At 59.0% G+C, this 23,205-nt stretch carries 23 protein-coding genes and 1 tRNA gene; 8 read left to right on the forward strand and 16 right to left on the reverse strand.

What is annotated here, in order from left to right; translation table 11 throughout:
• From BMX55_RS06870 to BMX55_RS06890, 5 genes are all read right to left on the reverse strand, one after another.
• Window positions 1-2,831: FimL-related protein (locus BMX55_RS06870; protein ID WP_177172842.1), on the reverse strand; the 2,831-nt coding region annotated here is incomplete at its 3' end.
• A 66-nt stretch (window positions 2,832-2,897) separates the two neighbouring features.
• Window positions 2,898-5,165, reverse strand: coding sequence for a methyl-accepting chemotaxis protein (locus tag BMX55_RS06875; RefSeq protein ID WP_091454965.1), 2,268 nt, complete (start codon window positions 5,163-5,165; stop codon window positions 2,898-2,900).
• A 26-nt stretch (window positions 5,166-5,191) separates the two neighbouring features.
• Window positions 5,192-5,719, reverse strand: a complete 528-nt coding sequence (locus BMX55_RS06880; protein ID WP_091454969.1) for a chemotaxis protein CheW — start codon at window positions 5,717-5,719, stop codon at window positions 5,192-5,194.
• Window positions 5,720-5,735: 16 nt separating this feature from the next.
• On the reverse strand, window positions 5,736-6,101 hold the full coding sequence (locus BMX55_RS06885; protein ID WP_091454972.1) for a response regulator: 366 nt from the start codon (window positions 6,099-6,101) through the stop codon (window positions 5,736-5,738).
• Window positions 6,101-6,499 (reverse strand): response regulator, encoded by a 399-nt coding sequence (locus tag BMX55_RS06890; RefSeq protein WP_091454976.1) that lies wholly within the window; start codon window positions 6,497-6,499, stop codon window positions 6,101-6,103. The genes BMX55_RS06885 and BMX55_RS06890 overlap by 1 nt, the downstream gene beginning before the upstream one ends.
• Window positions 6,500-6,682: 183 nt before the next feature.
• Between BMX55_RS06890 and thiD the strand changes: the two genes are divergently transcribed.
• The 7 genes from thiD (at window position 6,683) to BMX55_RS06925 (ending at window position 13,396) form a co-directional block, all read left to right on the forward strand.
• Complete coding sequence (gene thiD, locus BMX55_RS06895) at window positions 6,683-7,618, forward strand: bifunctional hydroxymethylpyrimidine kinase/phosphomethylpyrimidine kinase (RefSeq protein ID WP_091454980.1); 936 nt, start codon at window positions 6,683-6,685, stop codon at window positions 7,616-7,618.
• On the forward strand, window positions 7,602-8,906 hold the full coding sequence (hemL, locus tag BMX55_RS06900; RefSeq protein ID WP_091454983.1) for a glutamate-1-semialdehyde 2,1-aminomutase: 1,305 nt from the start codon (window positions 7,602-7,604) through the stop codon (window positions 8,904-8,906). The genes thiD and hemL overlap by 17 nt, the downstream gene beginning before the upstream one ends.
• Window positions 8,907-9,020: 114 nt before the next feature.
• Window positions 9,021-9,875: an acyltransferase gene (locus BMX55_RS06905; RefSeq protein ID WP_091454987.1), complete on the forward strand. Its 855-nt coding sequence runs from the start codon at window positions 9,021-9,023 to the stop codon at window positions 9,873-9,875.
• Between the two features lie 75 nt (window positions 9,876-9,950).
• Window positions 9,951-10,139 (forward strand): cysteine-rich CWC family protein, encoded by a 189-nt coding sequence (locus BMX55_RS06910; protein WP_091454990.1) that lies wholly within the window; start codon window positions 9,951-9,953, stop codon window positions 10,137-10,139.
• Window positions 10,136-11,617 carry a DHA2 family efflux MFS transporter permease subunit gene (locus tag BMX55_RS06915; RefSeq protein WP_091454994.1) on the forward strand — a complete coding sequence of 494 codons (1,482 nt, stop codon included), beginning with the start codon at window positions 10,136-10,138 and terminating at the stop codon, window positions 11,615-11,617. The genes BMX55_RS06910 and BMX55_RS06915 overlap by 4 nt, the downstream gene beginning before the upstream one ends.
• Window positions 11,618-11,647: 30 nt before the next feature.
• On the forward strand, window positions 11,648-12,412 hold the full coding sequence (locus BMX55_RS06920; RefSeq protein WP_091454998.1) for a class II glutamine amidotransferase: 765 nt from the start codon (window positions 11,648-11,650) through the stop codon (window positions 12,410-12,412).
• Between the two features lie 165 nt (window positions 12,413-12,577).
• On the forward strand, window positions 12,578-13,396 hold the full coding sequence (locus BMX55_RS06925) for a tetratricopeptide repeat protein (protein ID WP_091455001.1): 819 nt from the start codon (window positions 12,578-12,580) through the stop codon (window positions 13,394-13,396).
• Between the two features lie 26 nt (window positions 13,397-13,422).
• Here the strand turns inward: BMX55_RS06925 and BMX55_RS06930 are convergent, their stop codons facing one another.
• Window positions 13,423-14,190, reverse strand: coding sequence for a type III pantothenate kinase (locus BMX55_RS06930; protein ID WP_091455667.1), 768 nt, complete (start codon window positions 14,188-14,190; stop codon window positions 13,423-13,425).
• A 107-nt stretch (window positions 14,191-14,297) separates the two neighbouring features.
• Between BMX55_RS06930 and lysM the strand changes: the two genes are divergently transcribed.
• The gene (gene lysM, locus BMX55_RS06935) at window positions 14,298-14,780 is read left to right on the forward strand and encodes a peptidoglycan-binding protein LysM (protein ID WP_091455004.1); all 483 of its coding nucleotides are present in this window, start codon (window positions 14,298-14,300) and stop codon (window positions 14,778-14,780) included.
• Window positions 14,781-14,806: 26 nt separating this feature from the next.
• Here lysM and BMX55_RS06940 read toward each other — a convergent pair whose 3' ends face one another.
• The 10 genes from BMX55_RS06940 to ispE form a co-directional block, all read right to left on the reverse strand.
• Window positions 14,807-15,223, reverse strand: a complete 417-nt coding sequence (locus BMX55_RS06940) for a rhodanese-like domain-containing protein (RefSeq protein WP_091455006.1) — start codon at window positions 15,221-15,223, stop codon at window positions 14,807-14,809.
• A gap of 34 nt (window positions 15,224-15,257) precedes the next feature.
• Window positions 15,258-16,130 (reverse strand): RNase adapter RapZ, encoded by an 873-nt coding sequence (gene rapZ / locus BMX55_RS06945; RefSeq protein WP_091455009.1) that lies wholly within the window; start codon window positions 16,128-16,130, stop codon window positions 15,258-15,260.
• A complete protein-coding gene (gene recN / locus BMX55_RS06950) occupies window positions 16,127-17,800 on the reverse strand; it encodes a DNA repair protein RecN (RefSeq protein WP_091455013.1) in 1,674 nt (557 codons plus the stop codon). Before recN ends, rapZ begins: the two co-directional genes overlap by 4 nt.
• Before the next feature lies 1 nt (window position 17,801).
• Window positions 17,802-18,698, reverse strand: a complete 897-nt coding sequence (locus BMX55_RS06955) for an NAD kinase (RefSeq protein WP_091455016.1) — start codon at window positions 18,696-18,698, stop codon at window positions 17,802-17,804.
• Between the two features lie 70 nt (window positions 18,699-18,768).
• Window positions 18,769-19,773, reverse strand: a complete 1,005-nt coding sequence (gene hrcA / locus BMX55_RS06960) for a heat-inducible transcriptional repressor HrcA (protein WP_091455018.1) — start codon at window positions 19,771-19,773, stop codon at window positions 18,769-18,771.
• A complete protein-coding gene (gene pth / locus BMX55_RS06965) occupies window positions 19,763-20,380 on the reverse strand; it encodes an aminoacyl-tRNA hydrolase (RefSeq protein WP_091455021.1) in 618 nt (205 codons plus the stop codon). Before pth ends, hrcA begins: the two co-directional genes overlap by 11 nt.
• 96 nt (window positions 20,381-20,476) lie before the next feature.
• Window positions 20,477-21,103 (reverse strand): 50S ribosomal protein L25/general stress protein Ctc, encoded by a 627-nt coding sequence (locus BMX55_RS06970; protein ID WP_091455024.1) that lies wholly within the window; start codon window positions 21,101-21,103, stop codon window positions 20,477-20,479.
• A 102-nt stretch (window positions 21,104-21,205) separates the two neighbouring features.
• A complete protein-coding gene (locus BMX55_RS06975) occupies window positions 21,206-22,171 on the reverse strand; it encodes a ribose-phosphate pyrophosphokinase (RefSeq protein ID WP_091455028.1) in 966 nt (321 codons plus the stop codon).
• A gap of 54 nt (window positions 22,172-22,225) precedes the next feature.
• A tRNA-Gln gene (locus tag BMX55_RS06980) sits at window positions 22,226-22,302 on the reverse strand.
• A gap of 37 nt (window positions 22,303-22,339) precedes the next feature.
• Window positions 22,340-23,194: a 4-(cytidine 5'-diphospho)-2-C-methyl-D-erythritol kinase gene (gene ispE, locus BMX55_RS06985; RefSeq protein ID WP_091455031.1), complete on the reverse strand. Its 855-nt coding sequence runs from the start codon at window positions 23,192-23,194 to the stop codon at window positions 22,340-22,342.
• Window positions 23,195-23,205 lie beyond the last annotated feature (11 nt).

The following is a 23,205-nucleotide window of genomic DNA, read 5'->3' on the forward strand; positions in this document are numbered from 1 at the left end:
GCCTCAGCGCGGGCTTGTTCTTCTGCGGCGCGGGCCAAGGCTTCAGCTTCAGCTTGGGCTTTGGCTTGTGCTTCGGCTAGTGCAGTGTCGGGGGCAGCCGTTGTCGCTTCCAAAGCCGCAGCAAATTGTGAAAAGTCTATCTCTTCGGCAAGGATTTCTGGTAGTGGGGCTGCGGCTTCTGGTGCGGTCTCGCTCATCAGTGGGGCTGGCTCGGTAAAAGCCCATTCCAGCGGAGCCGCAGAGGCAGATGCTGTCGCCTGTGGCATGGTGAGTGCCAATTCTGGCCACGCCGCAGGCACCATATCGATGCCTAAACCGGGCAGCTCTGTGGGTGTTGCCTGCGTAGAGGATGGTACTGCGGTGGTGTCGGTACCTAGCAGCAACGGCACGACCTTGTTTTCTAACCGCAGGGCATCGGCAGAAGTGCAGAAGGGCGCGGCCTGCCAGCCGTCAAAGCGGCCTTGCGCGATGTCATCGGCCCAGCGATCAAAAGCACGCAAAGCATCGCCCGACAGTTGCAGCAACGGCTGCTGCACCGGTTTTTGTTCGGCCAGCCAAGCATTGAGTAGCTGCTCCATTGACCAGCCAGCTTCGCCAAACTCGTTCAGCCCGACCATACGCGAGCTACCTTTGAGGGTATGGAATGCTCGGCGCAGGGTGGTTTGCTCGCTCAGGTCGGCAGGGTTGTCTTGCAGTGCGGCCACCGCTGCCAAACCGTTGCTGACCACCTCTTTGGCTTCTTCCAGAAAAATGTCGAGCAACTCGTCGTCCATGTCCACCATTTGGCGCACGGCGGTGACGGGGGTGGCTGGTGTTGCTGTTACTGGGGGAGCAATTGGGGTCGGGGCTTGTGCTGGGGGGGGAGGAGGGGCCGCAGCCACCGTGGCTTGCACTGGTGGCGTGATCACCACAGGGGCCACAGAAGCAATGGCAGGAGCCACCGCTACCACCGGGGCCGGTGCTGACACCTTGGGGGGCGTGACTTCTGGTGGTGGTACGGGGGCCTGGGCTTCGGTGTTGGCCTCAGCGTCTTCTTCCTCGTCGTTGCTTACTTGGGGTCGGGCGCGCCCCATCAGCGAGCGCAGTTCTCCCAGTTCTTCGTCGTAAACAAACAGTTTGCGCGCCAGCGTGCGCTGGTAACTGAGCATGTCAATCAAGAAACCCAAGGCCCCTAAACTGTTGCCTAGTTTTTCAAAAACCTGCTGGCGCTCATTGGCATCTTGGACTTCTCTTAGCAACAGGCGCTCAATGGTGTCGCGCATACGCACCACGGCCAGCGATGCTTGATCCAAGCCCAACACCGACAGCACGCCGCGCATTTGCGACAAATGTCCGGGCACCGCAGCCAGCGGCCCGGTGTCTTCGGGTTTGCGAAAGAACTGGTCCATCGCCCGTTCGGCCTCGCCCAGCGTCACGCGCAGCTCATCGACCACACTGCCCATCGTCTGGTGGTCACTGACACGGCGGTACAGTTCTTCCATCCAGTGTTCTAGCGGTTCTGGTTCGCCGCCCATGCGCACATTGTCTAGCCGCTCGGCCAGCCGGCGGGCGCGTTGTGCCATGTGCTCTTCTGCGGTGTCAAGTTCCTCAAAGGCAGCTTGTAGGTACAGCACCGAGGTGGCTACCTCCATCGCCAAAGCCGGGGGTGGTGGCTCGCCCGAACGCAGTGTGCCCTCCACCACTTTGCTCAGGGACTGTGCCAGCACTTCACTACTGGGGTGGAGTTTACGTAGAGAGTCACACACCAGACTGAACTGATCGGACGCAGGTTTGAGCTTGTTGCGGTCGCCGCCTGCCAGCGAAGACCAGGTTTCGGTGGCTGTGGCAATGCGCTTGCGCGCTTGGGCTAGTACGGTAGGATCGAAACGGCCAAAACGCTGTGCTTCGTAATCTACAGGTACAAAACGCTGTAAGGCAAAGGTTTGGCGTACTGCTTCGAGGGCTGGTGTTTGCGGGGCAGGTGAAGGGCGGGCTTGGGAGCAAAAAAACAGCAAGTCCTGCACCAGCCGGTCGGTCAGGTGGGTGTCACCCTTGGCCAGCGTGGCATATTGCATCAATACCCGTGAGGCCGCCCGCTTGGCGTACACATCGGCAGGAAACAAGCCCGAGGCAAACGCTTCAAAAAAGCCAGCGCAAATCTTCCAGAAGGTACGTACCGATTTATCGCTGGCCCCAGCCGCTAGTCCTAGCGATAGGTTGTGCAGATCGCGCGCCGCTTCCGGGCTGCCGGTCTTGACGATTTTTAACACCGCCTGATCTAGGCGCGAACGCGCTTCTGGGCCATAGACCAGCGCTGCGGCCTCTACAGCGGTAGCAGGCTCGCGCAAGCGCCGCTCTGTGGGCCAGAGGTCAGCGGGGTGGGAGCGGTCGGCACCGGCCAAGGTTTGCACGTCGCGGTATTGCGGAAACAACGCCACTGCCGACACATTCTTGCCTGCCAGCACGGTGTCTAGGTATTCGCTCAGTGCAAAGCTGGCCCGCTCCAGCGTGGCCGCAGCTTGGTCAGAGCACAGTTCAGGGCGTTGCACATAGCGTTGCACAGCCGCTTCCATCGCACGCAGCACCAGCGCTGGCGAGTCCATGCCAATCATTTCCAGTGCGCCACTGGCTTGGTGCAATTGCTGGCGTGCCATGCGCAGCGAGCTGGCATCCAAGGCTGCCAAGTCGGAGGCTTGGGCAGCCTCGGCATCATGAACAAACCGGCGCAACGCCTTGACCGCGCCATCGAGCGACTTGCGCAGTTCTTCGAGTACCCAGGCCAGCGGCCCTAGGTCTTGTTCGCCTTGGCTGACCTCGGTGGCGAGTGCTTGGTTGGCCTCAATCATCGACATGCTTCATTCCCGGCCACGCAGAGCCATAAGGTTGTTCAGAGGGCGTTCAACGAGGAACCCAGAGGTTCAGGCAATCTTGAACCGGGCGACCGACTGGCGCAATTCTTCTGCCATGTGTGACAGTTCACGCACCTGCTGGGCCGTAGTACGGGTGCCCTCACCAGTTTGCTCCGTCACAGCAAAAATGTGCTGGATGTTTTCGGCCATCTCGTTCGCCAGTGTGGCTTCACTGGAGGTTTCGGACGAAATTTGCTCGATCAGCTCGGCCAAACGGCGCGACACTTGGTCAATCTCAGACAGGGCGGTACCGGCGCTGTCAGACAGGCGGGCCCCTTCCACCACCCCTTGGGTGGAGCGTTCCATAGCGGCCACGGCATCTTGGGTGTCGGTCTGAATGGCTTTCACCAGCGCCGAGATTTGGCGCGTCGCATCGGCAGAGCGCTCGGCCAAGCGCTGCACTTCTTCAGCCACCACCGAGAAGCCGCGCCCGGCTTCACCCGCAGACGCCGCTTGAATAGCTGCGTTTAAGGCCAGCACGTTGGTTTGTTCGGTAATGTCAGAGATCAGCTCGGTAATTTCACCAATCTCTTGTGACGATTCACCCAGCCGCTTGATCCGCTTGGAAGTGTCTTGAATTTGGTCGCGGATGGCATTCATACCGCCGATAGCGTTTTGCACCGCTTGCAAACCCGAATCAGCCGCTTGCAACGATTGGCGCGCCACCGTGGCAGACTCTTGCGCTTGGGTAGACACCTCGTTAATGCGCGAGGCCATTTCTAGTACCGAACGGCCCGTTTCGCGAATCTCACGCAGTTGCTCGGTAGAGGCCGCTAGCAGCTCGGTGGAGGTGCTATCGACCTGCGCTGTGGTTTGGGCCACGCGTGTAGCGGTGTTTTGCACGCTGCCCACCAGTACGCGCAGTTCTTCCACCGTGTAGTTCACTGAGTCGGCAATCGCGCCAGTGATGTCTTCGGTCACGGTAGCTTCTTGGGTCAAATCCCCTTCAGCCACCGATTGCAGTTCGTTCATCAAACGCAAAATAGCAGCTTGGTTGGCATCGTTGATGCGCTTGGCTTCTTGCTCTTGGCGCTGTGCGTTCTTGTTTTGCAATTCAGCCGCCTGTTGGCGGTTGCGGCTATCGAGCAGTTGCACGCGCGAAATACCGACACCGCACAGCACCACAAACGTGGCAGCCAGCAGCAGCGCGGCAAATTGGCCCATGCCCATGCCCGTTTGCGCCGAGAGCTTGGTTTGCAAGCCCTCTAGGTGGCGGCGTAGGGGTTCGCTCTCACCAATGATGGCGTTTTGGGCTTCGCGAGCCGATACCAAACCTTGCAAGTTGCCCAAAATGGCACTGGCCTGCACCCGCGTTTGCTCATAGAGGTTGATGAGCGATTGCAGATATTCGCGGGTTTGGCGATCACGGGCGGCAGGCAGGCTCAATTCGGTATTGCCATCGAGCAAGCCTTGGGAGATTTCTTTGAAAGAGTTCAAGTCCTTGCCCAGCAAAAACACAGCCTCAGGGCTGACGCCCTCGGTGGTTTGAAACTCATTGGCCGATTTGCCAATACGTTGGGTCAACATCACCAATTGCCCTGCCCCAAAAATTTCTGCAGCAGAGGAATTTTGCTGAATTTTGAGGGCGACGATGGTTTCGGCGATTTCTAGCAGATCGGACGATTGGCGGTTGACGGTGCGCAGCGCATCACCGACCTGGGTCAGGATTTTTTGCTGCCCCATCACCACGCCCGCGTTGTGGTCAGCGTGCTCAATTAACGGTGCAATGGCATCGAGTTCGGGCTTGAACGGCTCGCCCAAGCTTTGCACGCCTAGTTCGCTATCGCCCTCTTTCAGGGCGCGTACGTTGCGTGCCAACACGCCAGCGCTTTCTTGCACATCCGCAAAGGCTTGGTTGCTGCCCACTAGCGCCTGCGATACCGACTTAGCCAACCGCTGTGACTGCATCAGCGCCTGCCCAGTGGCGGCCAGCTGTTGGGCTGCAGAGTCTGCTTGGCGCAACACCCAGCCGGCAATCAAGGCCACCACCACCACGCCAATAGCCAGCAGGATCAACAAACGCCGCTGGTGGCTGGCAGCCACCGCCGGGCCCAACAGGGGCAGATCAATCAGCTCGCCGGGGCTGGGCTGGTCGGTGGCCTCACCGCCGTAGCCACCGTTGTGCTCCATCTGTACGCTGTTGAGCGCTTCTTCGGGAAAGACTTCGCGCAGATTGCTGTCTAGCGAAGCCCCCACCAGTGAATCCTGCTCCGCAGCTCCATCAGTTTTTGCAGGTTGGCGACTGAACATGCTGCCAAGTTTGGTGACGACGGACATGGGGGCAAACCTTCAAAGAGAGAAACTCAAGCGCTGATGCTCAAAAAGGGGGGGTGTTGCGAGAGCTGCTGCAGGTTTAACTCCTGCCAGCGGGTGCCTTGTGCATCTATATAGAGGTGGCCCAAAAAGGCCGGTGCATCGTCTGGTGGGGGGGCAGAGCTGACAAAAGCCTCTAAGCTGCGCAACCCGGCCAATCGGTCTACCAGCAGTGCCGCATTGACCTCTAGTGCGGCATTGAAGACCAGCAGGCTGGTCTCGGACAGCGTTTGCTCTGTGCGCAGCGGCGTGCCCCCCAAAAAAACCGCCAGATCGACTACGCCAAACAGATTACCGCGCAAGTTGGCTACGCCCAAGAACCATTTTTGGGTGTAGGGCACCATCTGGAGTGCAGACCAAGGAAAAATCTCCCCGGCGTGGCCCAGTGGCAGTAGGTAGGGTTGCCCGCCCGATTCAACGGCCAGCCACGAGGAAACGGACAGCTCCTCGTTTTTGGCTGCCTGTAGGCGGGTGGCGAGTCGGGTTTGGAGATCGCGCAGTGCTTCTCTGTTGGCCATAAGCGACGCTGGAGGGTCAGTTCAAGGCATCGATTTTGGCTTGCAACTCTGCCGCATCGACCGGCTTGGTGATGTAGCCGCGCGCGCCTTGGCGCATACCCCAGACGCGATCGGTCTCTTGGTTTTTGCTGGTACACATGATGATCGGGATCTCTGCGTATTGCGGATCGCGCGAGATGGCGCGCGTGAGCTGAAAGCCGTTTTGACCGGGCATGACCACGTCCATCAAAATCAGGTCAGGTTTGTCTTCGGCCAAGCGCCGGAAGGCTTCTTCAGCATTTTCTGCGGTGCGCACCTGCAACCCTTTTTTTTGCAGAAGATCGGTTAGATACATCAGCTCGGTCTTGGAATCATCGACAACCAGCACTTTTTGGATGGGCATTAGATCGCTCCTTGATAGGACTTACCAAACTGTTGCACAGCGTGCAGCAGTTGGTCTTTGGTAAAAGGTTTAGTGAGGTACTCTTGGCAGCCCACCATTCGGCCACGGGCTTTGTCAAAAACCCCGTCTTTGGACGACAGCATGACTACAGGCGTGTTGGCAAAACGGGCATTGCGTTTGATGATCGCCACGGTTTGGTAACCATCGAGTTTGGGCATCAAAATATCGCAAAAAATCAGTTGCGGCTGATAATCGTTCACTTTGGCCAGTGCGTCAAAACCGTCGTCGGCCAATAACACTTCGTGGCCGCCTTGCTTGAGAAATATTTCTGCACTGCGTCGGATGGTGTTGCTGTCATCCACCACGAGCACCTTGAAAGTTGTACCAGTTGTTGTCAATTGTCACCGCTCCCGATGGAAAGAATAAGCCAAGCTCTCATACCGTGGACAAGCCAGCGCTTGCAACACCCGCCCACTGTGGGGGCCGCAGACAGCTTAAAGGGCCTTCACGTAGAATGCAATGATTGTATCTAGTCCATCTTGCGGCTCGCCGTTTCCGTGCCACCCTTTTGAGAGGGGTCCATGACAGCCTCACCTCCCCCCGCCAGCGATCCTGCGGCACAGGCCGAGCAGCCTGTCTGTGTCATGGTATTCAATGCCAACGACCCCAGCGGTGCTGGCGGTCTGGCCGCCGACATCAGTACCCTGACCTCGGTGGGTTGCCACCCTTGTGCTGTGCTCACAGGGGCCTATGCCCGCGATACGCGTAACATTTTTGACCATTTCAGCCTAGACGATGAGGCCGTGCTAGAGCAGGCCCGTGCCGTACTCGAAGACCTGCCCGTGCGCCTGATCAAGGTCGGTTTTGTCGGTAGCCCCGAAAACATCAGCACCATTGCCGCCTTGGCTGCGGACTATGCCGAGGTGCCGCTGGTGTCCTATCTGCCCGATCTGTCTTGGTGGCAAGAGGGCCGCATTGACAGCTACCTTGATGCCTTTCGCGAGTTGTTGCTGCCGCAAACGTCAGTGTTGGTGGGGAACCACAGTACGCTGTGGCGTTGGCTGCTGCCCGACTGGGAGGGCGAGCACAGCCCCAGTGCCCGCGATATTGCCACTGCGGCGGCGGCAATGGGCACGCCCTTTACCTTGGTCACGGGCATCCCCCAACCCCATCAGATGGTAGAGAACGTGTTGGCCTCGCCCGATGTGGTGCTGGGCAGTGGCTCGTTTGAGCTGTTTGACGGCACCTTTATTGGCGCGGGCGATACGCTCTCAGCGGCTTTGGCGGCTTTGCTGGCTACGGGCAGCGATTTGGGCGAGGCCTGTGGCGAGGCTCTAGGCTACCTAGACCACTGCTTAGAAAATGGTTTTCGGCCCGGCATGGGCCATATTGTGCCCGACCGCCTGTTTTGGGCCGCGCCTGAAGAGGATGCCAGTACCGACGGCACCGATACCGACAGCGACGACATTCCCAGCGTCGATGGCTTTGTTTTTCCTTCCCATGACACACAACACTGATCGCAATCTGCCCCTGTTTGAACGCGCCAAGGCCGTTATTCCGGGGGGCGTAAACTCTCCCGTGCGCGCCTTTAAGGCCGTGGGCGGCACCCCCCGCTTTATTGAGCGCGCCCAAGGCGCTTATATGTGGGATGCCAATGGACAGCGCTTTATTGACTATATCGGCTCTTGGGGGCCGATGATTTTGGGCCACGGCCACCCGGCGGTGCTAGAGGCCGTGCAAAAGGCAGCGTTAGAAGGTTTCTCTTTTGGCGCACCCACTGAGCGCGAGATTGAACTGGCCGAGGCCATCATTGCGCTCGTGCCCTCACTGGAGATGGTGCGATTGGTCAGTTCGGGCACCGAGGCGGGCATGAGTGCCATCCGTTTGGCCCGTGGTGCTACGGGGCGCAGCAAAATCATCAAGTTTGAGGGCTGTTACCACGGCCATGCTGATGCCTTGCTGGTCAAGGCCGGTTCGGGGTTGGCTACTTTTGGCAGTGCTACCAGCGCTGGTGTGCCGCCTGAAGTGGTGCAGCACACGGTGGTGTTGGAATACAACAACATCACCCAACTGGAAGAAGCCTTTGCGCTACACGGTGCCGATTTGGCCTGCGTGATGATTGAACCCATTGCAGGCAACATGAACTTTGTGCGCGCCAGCGTACCGTTTATGCGCCGTTGCCGCGAGTTGTGTAGCCAATACGGTGCCTTGCTGGTGTTTGATGAGGTCATGAACGGTTTTCGGGTGGCACTGGGCGGCGCGCAAAGCGTGTATGCCCGCGACATTCCCGGCTTTGAACCCGACCTCACGGTGATGGGCAAGGTAATTGGCGGCGGTATGCCGCTGGCGGCCTTTGGTGGCAAACGGGCCGTGATGGAACAGATGGCCCCGTTGGGCGCGGTGTACCAAGCGGGCACCCTGTCGGGCAACCCGGTGGCTACCGCCTGTGGGCTGGCTACGCTGCGCGCCATCAGCCAGCCGGGCTTTTTTGAGTCCTTGTCAGCATCCACGCGCCGCTTGGTGGATGGGCTGATGGCTGCTGCCGCTGCCGAAGGTGTGCCGTTTAGCGCCGACTGTGAAGGCGGCATGTTTGGCTTTTTCTTGCTGCCAGAGCTGCCCAGCAACTACGGCCAAGTGATGCGCAGCGATGGCGCACGCTTTAACCGGCTGTTCCACGGCTTGCTGGATCGCGGGGTCTACATTGCTCCAGCGCTGTACGAGGCTGGGTTTGTCAGTGCGGCGCACACAGCCCAAGACATTGACGACACCATCGCGGTGGCCCGCGACGTGTTCAAAACCCTTTGAGCGGGTGCAGGCACGCTGGCATGACGGCGGTGGCCTGCCCTCACCTTCTTTGACGCCCGCTGTGCAGGTGCCACTGTGGTGCCTGCTGCTGGGCTTTTTCTGCTTTGTTTTGCCATGCTTGCTGCCCTGAAGTTCTGTTTTGCTGCGCTGGTGCTGCTGTGCAACAGCCTGCTTTTTTGTACCCTGATGGTGCCGCTGGCCTTGCTCAAACTGCTGGTGCCGTTGGTGCCAGTGCGCCGTTGGACGGATCGCATCCTCAACCGTATTCCAGCGCTGTGGATTGATTTGAACAATTTTTGGCTCGGTAGCGTTAACCGTAGCCACTGGCAGGTAGAACTAGCGCCAGAGTTGCGCCCAGACGGTTGGTATTTATTGGTGTGCAACCACCAAAGTTGGATGGATATTTTGGTGCTGCAACGGGTGCTTAACCGGCGCGTGCCTATGCTCAAGTTTTTCTTGAAACGTGAATTGCTCTATGTGCCCGTGCTTAATTTGGCGTGGTGGGCGTTGGATTTTCCGTTCATGCGCCGGGGCAGTGGCGGCGGCACGGCGCGCAAAGACTTGCGCGATGCCAAGGCCGCCTGCGAGAAGTTTCGCCATGTGCCCACCACCGTGATTAGCTTTGCTGAAGGCACGCGCTTTACCGCCGCCAAACAGGCGCAGCAGCCATCGCCCTACCAGCACCTGCTGGCCCCGAAAGCCGGTGCCGTCACGATGGCCCTGGGCACGTTGAGCGATTTGCTCGATGGCTTGATCGACGTCACCATTGTGTACCCCAACAAAGTACCCAGTTTTATGGATGCCCTGTGTGGCCGCCTAGGCGACGTGGTGGTGCAGGTGCAGTTGCGGCCCATTCCGCCTGAACTGCTCAAGGCCGGTGCTAAGCAGCGGGTGCAGTTGCAAACTTGGCTGGATGGGCTTTGGCAAGAAAAAGATCAAGCTATTGGCGAGGTGCTGGCACAGCGCTAGCGCCCATCTTCAACTTCGTACCAGCTTTAGGCCGACACCATGAACACCGACGATACTCTCCGACACCTTTCTTGGATGGCCTCTTGTCCTTTATGTGGCCAGCCTAACCAATGTGCAGTAGCTTTGGGCCGACGGTCGCAAAGTTGCTGGTGTATGAATACCCCGGTGAGCCTCTTGGCATTAGCCTTGTTGCCAGAGCAAGAGCGCGGCCAGCGCTGCATCTGCCCCACCTGCGCACAAGGCCAAAAGGGCTTGCCTTCATGAGCAGCATAGATTCTCTGGCGGTACTCAAAGAGCGCTATGGTGAGCGCTACCGCTGGCTGTTGTTGCTGTCGGTGATGGTGGGCACGATGGCCTCCATCATGTCGTCCACGGTGGTCAATGTGGCTATTCCGGGCATGAGTCAGCATTTTGCTTTGGGGCAAGAGCGGGCGCAGTGGGTGTCTTCGGGTTTCATGATGGCTACTGCCGTAGCCATGCTCACTACCCCTTGGCTATTGGGCCGCTATGGCTACCGCAGCACCTATGCCGGGGCCATGTTGCTTTTGTTGGTGGGTGGCGTGGTGGGGGGCAGTACACAGCAATTTGATTGGGTGTTGGTGGCTCGCGTGGCCGAGGGGTTGGCGGCGGGCGTGGTGCAGCCGATTCCAGCCGTCATCATCTTGCATGCTTTTCTGCCGCACGAGCAGGGGCGTGCCAGTGGCATTTTTGGTATGGGCGTGGTGCTGGCTCCAGCGCTGGGGCCAAGTGTGGGTGGTTTGCTGGTCGATTGGTGGGGCTGGCGCTCTATCTTTTTTATGGTGGTGCCGCTGTGCTTGGCTTCGCTGTGGTTGGCGTATCGGTTTGTGCCTGTCACTGGCCCCGGTGGTGTGTCTGCTGGGCGTCACGTGGCAGCACTGGATTGGCGCGGTTTGCTGCTAGGGGCCATCGGTACGCTGTGCCTGCTTAATGGGCTGGTGATGCTACATAACGGCCTGACGGTGCAATCGGGGGCGTTGTTGGGCATGGCCTTCGTGGCCTTGCTGGTTTTTGTGTGGTGGCAGCGACGCCAAGCTGCCCGTGGAGACAAGCCGCTGATGGACTTGCGCATCTTTCAGTACCGCCCGTTTGCCATGGGTAGCGTAGTGGCTTTTATTTATGGCACAGCACTGTTTGGCTCTACCTACCTGCTGCCAGTGTTTATGCAGGTGGGTTTGAGCCTGTCCGCCTCCCATGTCGGGGCCATTATGTTGCCTGCGGGGCTGGTGTTGGCCACCACCATCCCGCTGGTGGGTCGCATGGCTGACCGCCAACCTACGCACCGGCTGGTAATGATGGGGCTGGCGCTGATGGCGCTGTCCTTTATCTTGATGGTGTGGGTGCGCCAAGAGATGTCTTTGTGGGTGCTGGTGGTCTTTACCGTGATTGGGCGCATTGGGCTGGGCTTTGTGCTGCCCTCGCTCAACCTAGGTGCTATGCGCCCATTAGAAAAGTCATTGATCTCGCAAGGCTCCAGTGCCATCAGCTTTTTGCGTACCTTGGGTGGCGCGGCTGGAGTAGGGCTGTGCGGTATTGTGCTCGAATGGCGGTTGGCCGCGCATGGTGCCTCGTTGCACACCACAGGCCACAGTACCGAGCGCTTGGCCGCCTTTGGTGAATCCTTTTTAATGCTGGGTGTCCTGTGCCTGCTGGCCTTGGTGGCCGCTTGGCAGTTACGCGTGCCACCAGCGCCAGCCACCACCAGCAGCCTGCCTGCTTCCTAAAATTTTCTGCTCGATTGCGAAAGCCCTGCTATGTGCCAATTGCTTGGAATGAACAGCAACACGCCCACCGACGTTACCTTTAGCTTCAGTGGTTTTGCCCAACGCGCTGGGCATACTGGTGATCACTGCGACGGCTGGGGCATTGCCTTTTTTGAGAACAAAGGGGTGCGCCATTTTGTCGATCATCAGCGGGCCGTCGATTCACCCATTGCTGACCTGATCCGCCACTACCCGATCCAAAGCTGCAACGTCATTGCCCATATCCGCAAGGCTACCCAAGGCGTAGTCAGCCTAGAAAACTGCCACCCCTTTGTGCGCGAGCTGTGGGGGCGCTACTGGGTTTTTGCCCACAATGGTGATTTGAAAGACTTTCGCCCACGCCTGCACAGCCATTTTCATCCGGTGGGCAGCACCGACAGCGAACACGCTTTTTGCTGGATCATGCAAGAGTTGGCCAAGTCCCATGCCGATGTGCCCAGCATCCCTGAACTGACCCTGACCCTGCGCGAGCTGGCTGCGCGCATCGCCCCGCATGGCACGTTTAATTTTTTGCTCTCCAATGGTCAGGCATTGTGGGCGCACGCCTCCACCCATCTCTATTACATCGAACGCCAACACCCCTTTGCCGAGGCCCAATTGGCTGATGAGGATATGCGTGTTGATTTTTCTACCCAAACCGCCCCCACCGACCGGGTGGCCGTCATCGTCACGGCCCCACTGACCAGCAACGAGACATGGCACCCATTCCGTGCCGGAGAGCTCAAGGTGTTTGTGGACGGCATCGCCTGCGCCTAAAGTGGAGGCTGCTCAGGGGTTTGATGGGGAGCATGCTGCATTGCAGCGTGCAATTTACCTCTGAGCTAGATAGAGTGGAGGGGAAGGGTGCCTGCGGCTGCCCTTGTGTCACTGCTGGTGCCAACGCCCACATCACCCACCGTGCCTCGCACAGGAGATTCGCCCATGGCGAAATGGACCCTCTTCCCCTACCCCCACCGCTATCAGTACGACAGTGCCAACTTGGTTGCACAGTGGCAGCATCTCCATCTAGGAGACCAAGAGCCTCTGCCGTCTGATCCGTCGGTGCTGGCGGCATGGGCGCTGTTCCACAACGGGCATTTTGAGCAGGCCATGCAGGTCGGTTTGGCTGCGGGTGCAGTTGGGAGCACGGTAGCCAACGTGGCCACCATCACCTATGCCCGCTATCTCGAAAAACGCGAACGCAATCGACAAGACTTGTTGATAGAGGCCGCAGAGCGTGCCCTAGTGCAAACGCAAAATGAACCGGGCAATGCCAATGCTTGGTACTGCCATGGCTATGCCTTGCAACACTATAGCCAAGGCATTAGCGTAGCGCGGGCTTTGGCCCAAGGTGTGGGCAACAAAGTCAAGCAGTCCCTAGAGCGTGCCATGACTCTAGCGCCTGCCCATGCTGATGCCCGTATTGCTTTGGGCGCTTTTCATGCCGAAGTGATTGACAAGGTAGGCCCCCTGATTGGCGGCATGACCTATGGTGCCAAAAAAGACACTGCCTTGCGCATGTTTCATGAGGCGTTGCAACTGCAACCCGAATCGGCCTTGGGCCGCATCGAATACGCCAACGCCCTCATCATGCTTGAAGGTGAGGCCCGCATTGACGAGGCCACCATGCTCTACGAACAGGCCGCCCGCACCACAGCGCTGGATGCCGCGCAGTACTTGGCCGCCGAAACGGCCCAGACCGAGCTGGCCACTGAAGACTGGGGTGCCACAGCATCGTTGCTACCACCCAGTGAGCATTAAACCCGGGCCGTGAGGCCCCCCGCCGGCTAGGGAGCAAAGCGCCGAGCTGCAATCTCTAGCAGGCCATCAAAAATCAGGTTGTCTACCAGCTCAAAGGGGCGGCCCATGCTGGGGGCCATTTTCCAGCCCGCACCGCCTGTCATCATGCAGGCAGGCTCGGCACCACAATGCGCCATCACATGCTGCACCATGCGCTCTATGGCCCCGGCAATGGCAAAGGTGCCGCCACTGGTCAGGGCATCGCTGGTGTTGGTAGGAAACATACGCACCTCGCCTGTGGGCACATGCAGCCCTGCCGTGCCCGACTCTAGCGCCCGCAGCATGATGCCGTGCCCCGGCAAAATAATGCCACCCAAAAAATGCCCTTGGGCATCAATGGCCTCTACGGTCACGGCAGTACCCACCATCACTACCACCAGCGGGCGGGCCGGGCCTTGGGCCAGCAAGCGCTGGCGTGCGCCAATCATGGCTACCCAGCGGTCGCAGCCCAAGCGCGCTGGGTGGTCGTAACCATTGCGCAGCCCAGCTTCTTGCGCTGAGGCCACCACCCATTGTGCTGATACATCCCACAGCTCCATTTGCTCTTCGACGCGGCGCTTGATGGCGTCCCCCGCCACCACACAGCCGAGCATTTTGCTGGGTGCAGGCAGTTGCGCCCAGCCGCCCTCAGCCAGCCGATCCACATGGTCGAGAAATTCGGCGCCTTGCGCCAGCAGTGCCGCACCGGGGTGAGGGGCGTCGTACAGCGCCCATTTAAGGCGGGTGTTGCCGATGTCAATGGCCAAAAAAGTCATGCGCCGCATTATCACGAGTTTTCTTGACACACTTTTTTACTCTACTGTAGTGCGCTGTTTGGCGCTACAGTGCAACATCGCAATCGAGCCACTACAGGAGAAAACACATGGGTCTTTTTAGTTTTATCAAAGAAGCGGGTGAAAAGCTGTTGGGTGGCAAAGAGGCAGCAGCTGCCACACCAGACGGCCCGTCGCAAGAAGAGCGCAATGCCAAGGCCGCTGAGGCTATTGCCGCCTACATTGCCACGCAAAACCTAGGTGTCAGTGAGGTGCAGGTAGGCTACGACGGTGTGCAAGGCCAAGTCACGGTGCAGGGCCAAGCTCCCACGCAAGCGGCCAAAGAAAAAGTGACGTTGTGTTGCGGTAACGTCTCTGGCGTTATCCATGTGGATAACCAAATGAGCGTGGCTGCCCCTGAGCCTGAAGCGCAGTACCACGATGTGGTGCGTGGCGATACCCTGTCGGCCATCGCCAAAAAGTTTTACGGCGATGCCAACAAGTACCCCAAGATTTTTGAGGCCAACCAGCCTATGCTCAGCCACCCAGACAAAATTTATCCGGGGCAAAAACTACGTATTCCGCCGCTGTAATCCGCAGCAGAGATGGGGGGTGCGGCTTACCCTTGACGCCAAGGCAAGCCATGAAAGCGCCAGCCACCCCGGTGGCCGCGCTGGCCTTGGCTGTCGGGGTCGCCTTCAAAACCCTCCAGAATGTTGTAGGCCGTCAGGCCCAGTTCGGCAGCCCGGCGTGCTGCCGCTACAGAGCGCACACCACTGCGGCACAGCAGCAACACTTTTTGCCCAGCGGGCACGGCGGCGCGCAGTTGGGCATCAAAATCAGGGTTCATGGCCATGCTGGGCCATTCTTTCCAAACCACAGGCACCGCACCGGGCACTTGGCCTACCCAAGCCAGCTCGGCGCTGCTGCGCACATCCACCAGCACGGCCTCGCCTTGCTGCACCCATTGCCACGCCAGTGGTGGCGAGACATCACCGGCATAACCTTCGGCTGGATAAAGATCAATCGTTGGCATGGTGGTATTTTTCCTTCAAAAAGTGGTGTGATAGTTAGGGCAGGGTGCGGGCATCCATCTCGCGGTGGCGGCGCAGTGCCACCCAGCGCGATTGGAAATGCGCTGCCAAGCGCTCGACCAGATAGACCGAGCGGTGCTGGCCTCCAGTGCAGCCAATAGCCACCGTGACATAGCTGCGGTGGTTGCTGGCCAGCAGGTCTAGCCAGTGCTCTAAAAATTGCGTGATTTGGCTTTGCATTTGTACCACTTCAGGCTGTTGGCACAGATAGTCTGCCACTGGGGCATCCAGTCCGGTCAGGTCTTTCAGCCCCGGCTCATAGTGGGGATTGGGCAACATCCGCACATCAAACACATAGTCGGCATCGACCGGAATGCCACGTTTAAAAGCAAAAGACTGGAACACCAGCGTTAATTGCTGCGGCGTGGCCGACATCAAGCCTTTGATATAACCTTGCAATTGGGCGGCGCGGATGGTGCTGGTGTCAATCACATCGGCGTGCTCGCGCAGGTCGGCCAGCAGTTCACGCTCTAGCTCAATCGCCTGCACCAGCACCCTGCGCTGGTCGAGGCCCTCATCGTGGGACAGGGGGTGGCGGCGGCGGGTTTCAGAAAAGCGTCGCACCAAGGTGTCGGTGGTAGCATCCAGAAAAATCGAGCGTACCACCACGCCCTGCTCGCGCTGGCGCTGCAATGCCTGTGGTACCTGTGCCAGTGAGGCACCGCTGCGCACATCCATCGCAATTGCAACGCGGTTGCCGTGGTGCTGGTGCTCTAGCGCCAAAAAGGCCGAGAGCAACTCTGGCGGCAGGTTGTCTACGCAGTAGTAACCGGCATCTTCAAGGGCGCGCAGCGCTACCGATTTGCCCGAACCTGACATACCGGTGATTAAAGCGATTTCCAGACTCATGGGATGGTCTCCAGCGTAGTGGTGGGGGCCAGATCAAGCATTTCTTGCGCGTGCGCCAAACTGGTGGGCGAAAGCTGCTGGCCGCCCAGCATGCGGGCAATTTCTTGCACGCGCTGCGCTGCTGTGACAGCCTGCACTGTGCTGCTGCTGCCTTGGCTGCTACGGTGCTTGGCTACCAGCAAATGCCGGTGCGCTTGCGCTGCCACTTGGGGCAGATGCGTGACGGCCAGCACCTGCCGGTCTTGGCCCAACTGGCGCATGAGCCGCCCCACGGCCTCAGCCACAGCACCACCCACACCGGCATCGACTTCGTCAAAAATGAGTGTCGGGGCCTCGCCTAGGGCGCTGGTGGTCACGGCAATGGCCAGTGAAATGCGCGATAGCTCGCCCCCAGAAGCAATTTTGCCCAGCGGGCGCGGTGTTGCCCCCGGATGGCCGGCCATTAAAAAGACTACCTCATCAACGCCATGCGCGCCGGGGTGGGTGCTGCTGCCTAAAGCAACTTCAAAGTGGCCGCCCTGCATGCCGAGCAACTGCATGGCTTCGGTAATGGCCCGCGACAGCTTGGGCGCCGCCTGAGCGCGTTGGCGCGATAGTTGCCGCGCTGCTGCGTGAAACGCCGTGGCCGTTTGTTCTGCCGTGGCCTCTAGCGTGGCTAAATCGCTACAAGCATCTAACCGTTGCAACTCCTGCTTCCAGCCACTGAGCAGTGCAGGCAATTCTGCTGGGGGGCGTTTGTAGCGGCGTGCCAGCGTGAGCCAGAGTCCAACGCGCTCGTCCAGAGCCGCTAGCCCTTCTGGGTCGAGATCGACATGGCGCAAATAGGCTTGCAGCGAGCGCGCCGCCTCTTCGGCTTGGGCCAAGCTCGAAGCGAGCAACTCTTGCAGGTTGCGAAACTCTGGTTCCAAATGCTGTTGGGCTTGCACCAGCTCGCTGGCCCGCGACAGGCTGGGCAGTGCGCCGTGCTCCTCGCCATCGAGCCATTGCAGCGCCGCCTGTGCGGTATCGAGCAAGGCTTGGGCGTGGCTGAGGCGCGTGTGCTGGGCATTGAGCTCTTCCCACTCGTCGGCGCCGGGGGCCAGTTTGTCTAGCTCGGCAATTTGCCATTGCAGGCGCTCGCGGTCGCGCTCTAGGTGCTCTTGCGCGCTTTGCGCCTGCTCTAGCGCTTTGCGGGCAGCTTGCCAGCGTTGCCAGCAGCGGGCAACCTCCTGTGTTGAGCTTCCTGCATAGGCATCGAGCAAGCAGCGCACGGCATCAGGGCGGGTCAGGCTTTGCCAAGCGTGTTGGCCGTGAATGTCCAGCAGCCACTCACCCGCCGTGCGCAATTGTGCTGCCGTGGCTGGGGTGCCGTTAATCCAAGCGCGGCTCTTGCCTTGGTTATCGACTGTGCGGCGCAGTAGCAGCCCATCGTCTGCGCTAAAACCGGTTTCTTGCAGCCAAGGGCGCAGGCCGGGCGGGCTGTCAAACTCTGCACAGACATCGGTGCGGCTGGCACCTTCACGTACCAAGGTAGCATCGGCACGGGCACCCAGCACCAGTTGCAGGGCATCAATCAAAATGGATTTGCCTGCGCCGGTCTCGCCGGTCAGGGCGGTAAATCCATCTGCCAGCTCCAGATCAAGCCGCTGCACAATCACAAAATCGTGCAGCGTGATGCTCCTGAGCGCCATGTCAAGAACCTCCTTCGTTCCAGCGCAGTTTTTTGCGCAGCGTGTCAAAGTAACTCCAGCCGCGTGGGTGCAAAAAGCGTACGCAGTATTCGGCGCGGCGCACCAAAATACGATCACCCAAGCGCAAATCGGGCCGCGACTGCATATCAAAATTGGCACTGACATCGCGGCCATTAACGATCTCGATGGCAATCTCCGTGATGTCGGCCAGCACAATGGGGCGGTTAGACAAAATATGCGGTGCAATGGGCACCAGCACCCAGCCCGGCAACGACGGATGCAGCATTGGCCCGCCAGCAGAGAGCGAATAGGCAGTCGAGCCTGTGGGTGAGGCCACAATCAAACCATCGGCGCGCTGGTTGGCCACAAAATGGCCGTCCACCTCAATGCGCAACTCCACCATGCCGGAGGTCGCACCCCGGTTGACCACCACGTCGTTCATGGCAAAGGTATCGAATACGCACACGCCATCGCGCAGCACCCGTGCCTGCATCAGGGGCCGGTGGTCTTCTTCAAACTGCCCGTGCAGCATTGGTGCCAAGGTGGCTTGGTAATTGTCCAGCGGAATATCGGTGATAAAGCCCAGCCGCCCTTGGTTGATGCCGATCAGTGGTGTGCCATAGCGGGCTACTTGGCGGCCTATGCTCAGCATGGTGCCATCGCCCCCCACCACCAAGCCGAGGTCACATTGCTGGCCAATCTCATCGACATCCAATGCTGGGTAGCCGGGCAGCTCCATGTGGGCGGCAGTTTGTGCCTCTAGCGATACGGTACAGCCTTGGCTGCGCAAAAACAGGGCAATGCCCTCCAGTGTTTTGCGTGCAGGTTCGGTCATGACCCCAGAGGTCGGACTCTGGTACTTGCCTACCAAGGCAATGTGTTCAAAACGGGACTTCATGCGCCAATTACATCATTACTGGGCGTCAAGCCGCTGACGTGCCACTGCCAGCCGTGCGCTGCCCACTGGCTCAGTGGTGGTGGCTGAGGGCGTTAGAGACCAGCCGCGAGGTGATATCGACGATTTGGATCATGCGGTCGTAAGGCATACGGGTGGGGCCAATCACCCCCAGCGTGCCCACCACTTGCCCATCGACCTCGTAGGGCGCACTGACCACCGACAACTCTTCAAACGGCACCACTTGGCTCTCGCCACCAATGTAGATACGCACCCCTTGGGCTTGCTGCGAGACATCGAGCAGACGCAAAATTTGCGTTTTTTGCTCAAACAGGTCAAAGGCGCGGCGCAAGTTGCCCATGTTTTGCGAAAAATCGCTCACTGATAGCAGATTGCGCTCGCCGGAAATCACCACTTCTTCTTGGGACTGCTCAAAGGCTTCGGAGCTGACCTGCACCGCCGCTTGCATCAGCGTGGCAATCTCGCCGCGCAAACTATCGACCTCACCGGCCAGCCGCTCGCGCACCAGCTCCATTGCCATACCGGCGTAGTGGGTGTTGAGAAAATTAGCCACCTCGACCAGTTGGCTTTGGGTGAAATCGGTCTCGGACAAAATCACCCGGTTTTGTACATCGCCCTCAGGCGAGACAATGATGAGCAAAAAGCGCCGCTCAGACAGGCGCAAAAACTCAATATGCCGAAACACCGAGGTGCGCCGAGGGGCCATCACCACACCGACAAACTGCGATAGGTTAGACAGCAGATGGGCGGCGTTGGCAATTACCTTTTGTGGTTGCTCTGGGGCCAATTGGGGGGTGCTAATCTGCCGACGATCCACCGTGAGCATGGTATCGACAAACAGCCGGTAGCCTTTGGCCGTAGGAATACGCCCCGCTGAGGTGTGTGGGCTGGCAATCAGGCCCAAGTATTCCAAATCCGCCATCACATTGCGGATAGTGGCAGGCGAGAGGTCTAAGCCTGAGGCGCGCGACAAAGTTCGGGAGCCTACGGGCTGCCCGTCTTCAATATAGTGCTCTACCAGCGCCTTGAGCAACAACTTGGCACGATCATCCAGCATCAGGTGATTTTATGTCGCATTTTTTCGGGCGGGGTGGCTTGGTAGTGTGGATGAGCAAGGTAGCCTTGTCCATATCGCCTGCCAGCAGTGCCGGACAGGCCTTGAGGGCATGGACAATGCTGTCTTCAATCAACGTGCGCTGCTCAGGGGCAGGCTTTTTGAGTACCCAATGCACCACTTCGGCTTTCACACCGGGGTGGCCGATGCCAATGCGCAGCCGCCAGTAATCGGCGCTGCCCAGTTGGGCATGAATGTCGCGCAGGCCGTTGTGGCCGCCGTGGCTGCCGCCGCGCTTGAGTTTGACTTGGCCGGGGGCAAAATCGAGCTCATCGTGGGCCACCAAGATTTCTTCTGGCGCAATTTTGAAAAAGCGTGCCAGTGCTGCCACCGATTTGCCCGACAGATTCATGAAGGTTTGCGGCTCCAGCAGCCAGACGGTGTGCCCATGCACATTGGCGCGTGCTGCCAGCCCCCAATAGCTGCGTTCGGGCTGCAATTGCACTTTGAGCTCACGCGCAAGGGCATCGATCCACCAAAAACCGGCATTGTGGCGCGTGGCATCGTATTCTGGGCCGGGGTTGCCTAGGCCAACAAACAGTTTAATCATGTGCGCAAAAAAGCGATTCAGAAAAGCGAACGGCCCACACAGGGTGGGCCGTTGTGCAAGGCGGTGGCTGCCGTAACCGCCACCACAGACCAGAAATTACTTCTTGCCCTTGCCCTTGCCCTTGGCGGGTGCAGCAGCAACCACGGGAGCTTCTACCACGATGACGGGTGCCACCATAGAGACCAGAGCGGGGTTGTTCTGGCTGCCACGGGTGACAGGAGTCACGCCACGGGGGAACTTGACGTCCTTCAGGTGCAGGGTAGCGCCCTTCTTGAGCTCGCTCAGATCGACCGAGATGAACTCTGGCAGATCGGATGGCATGCAGGTGACATCGAGTTCGTTGACCACGACGTTGACGGTGCAGTGATCGACCTTGACGGCTGCCGATTCGTCTGCGCCAACGAAATGCACTGGCACCTTCAGGTGCAGCTTGGTCTTGGCATCCACGCGCTGGAAGTCAATGTGCAGCACTTGTTGCTTGTAGGGGTGGTATTGCACGTTGCGCAACACGACCTTGACAGTTTGGCCGCCCAAGTCCATGTCCAGCACGCTGGAGTGGAAGGCTTCCTTCTTCAGGGTGTGCCACAGACCGTTGTGATCGACTTCGATGGCTTGGGGCTGGGTGTCACCACCGTAGATGATGCCGGGGGTACGGCCAGAATTACGCAGACGGCGGCTCGCACCCGTGCCTTGCTTGGCGCGCTCAAAAGCGACGATGTTCATAAAATTTCTCCGTGAGAGGCGCACCGCGACCAGTGTCACCTTCGGTTGTAAAAAGGCCCTCGCCAACGCAGGAGAGGGCCAGGCTTTTTGCCAGACTCAGACTTAATCGTCTTGGTCTGAGAACAAACTCATCACCGAGTCACCGTTGGCAATGCGCTGGATGGTCTCGCCAATCAGCGGTGCTACGGAGAGCTGGCGAATCTTGGTGCAGGCGCTGGCGGCGGCACTCAAGGGAATGGTGTTGGTAACGACGACTTCATCTAGTGCCGAGCCAGTGATACGGTCAATGGCCGGGCCAGAGAAAATGGGGTGTGTACAGTAAGCGTAGACACTCTTGGCACCGCGTGCTTTGAGTACTTCGGCGGCTTTGACCAAGGTACCGGCGGTGTCGATCATGTCGTCCATGATGACGCAGTTGCGGCCTTCGATCTCGCCAATGACGTGCATCACTTCAGAGACGTTGGCCTTGGGGCGGCGCTTGTCAATGATGGCCAAATCGCAACCGAGTTGCTTGGCCAGCGCACGAGCGCGCACCACGCCACCCACGTCGGGCGACACAACGATCAGGTTCTCGTAGTTTCTTTGGCGCAGATCGCCCAGCAACACCGGCGAAGCGTAGATGTTATCGACCGGGATGTCGAAGAAACCTTGGATTTGGTCGGCATGCAAATCCATGGTCAAAACGCGGGCCACGCCCACGGTTTGCAACAGGTTTGCTACCACCTTGGCCGAGATGGGCACGCGGGTAGAACGCGGACGGCGGTCTTGGCGGGCGTAACCAAAATAGGGAATCACGGCGCTGATACGTTCAGCCGAGGCGCGCTTGAGCGCATCGACCATGATCAGCAGTTCCATCAGGTTTTCATTCGTGGGTGCGCAAGTGGACTGAACCACAAACACATCACGGGCACGGACGTTTTCTTTGATTTCTACGGTGACTTCACCGTCAGAGAAGCGGCTGACATCAGCGGCCCCCAAAGTGGTGCCAAGGTGCTTGGCGATGTCAGCGGCCATGCTAGGATTGGCATTGCCGGTGAAAACCATGAAATCGAGAGGATTGGCTTGCATGAGCTGCCCAGCAATCTGGCTGAAGTGTATTTGCCTGCAATGAGGCGAAGAATTTGGCAGGGGAAGAAGGATTCGAACCTTCGCATGCCGGAATCAAAATCCGGTGCCTTAACCAGCTTGGCGACTCCCCTACACAGGCCTACTGAACGTTATTCAGCAAGCCTTCAATTATATACCTGAAATCCAACTGCTGAGAGGATGAATCATCAGATTGTCACATTTTTTAACTTGCCAGTTGCTTGGCGCAACTGCGAGAGCATCGGTATGTGACAGCTGCGCAAATACAGCACTTCCCGACCCCGTCATTCTAGCATGTAATTTTTGTGCTTCTAGCCAATCTACTGCTTTTTTAACATCAGGGCACAGCAGTTCGGCTACGGGCTGGAGATCGTTGCGCCCAAACTGGTAGGGCGATTGGCAGAGCGTTTCTATGCTGACGGGGCTGGAATCGCGTTTTAACGTGGGGGCGGCAAAAATGGCCGGGGTAGCCAGACCAGCTGTGGGCTTGACAACCACAAACTGCGTTGGGGGCAGGCAGTGCGCGCCTGTCAGGGGGGTGATTTGTTCGCCAATGCCTTCTACCCAAGCCGGGTGGCCACACAGAAAGAACGGCACATCGGCCCCTAAGGGTAGGCCAATCCTGCTCAAGGCCGCCCGGCTGAGCTTGAGCTGCCACAGCTGGTTGAGCGCCAGCAGAGTGCTGGCAGCATCGGAGGAGCCGCCGCCCATGCCTGCTTGGGCTGGAATGCTTTTGTGGATGCCGATGTGCGCGCCCAATGTGCAGCCAGTGGCTGTTTGCAGCGCTTTGGCGGCGCGCACGATCAGGTCATCGGCGGGCAGTGGGATGTTCAGGTCCTCGCGGCTGATCTGGCCGTCTTGGCGCAGTGCAAAGTGCAGCGTGTCGCACCAGTCAATCAGCACAAAGGCCGATTGCAGCAGGTGGTAGCCATCGGCGCGGCGTCCGGTGATATGCAGAAACAGGTTGAGCTTGGCTGGGGCCGGAACGTCGTACAGGGCTTGCATAGGAAAAATGG

Origin of the sequence: Giesbergeria anulus, from assembly GCF_900111115.1 — a bacterium.
In the GTDB taxonomy this organism is placed as follows: domain Bacteria; phylum Pseudomonadota; class Gammaproteobacteria; order Burkholderiales; family Burkholderiaceae_C; genus Simplicispira; species Simplicispira anulus.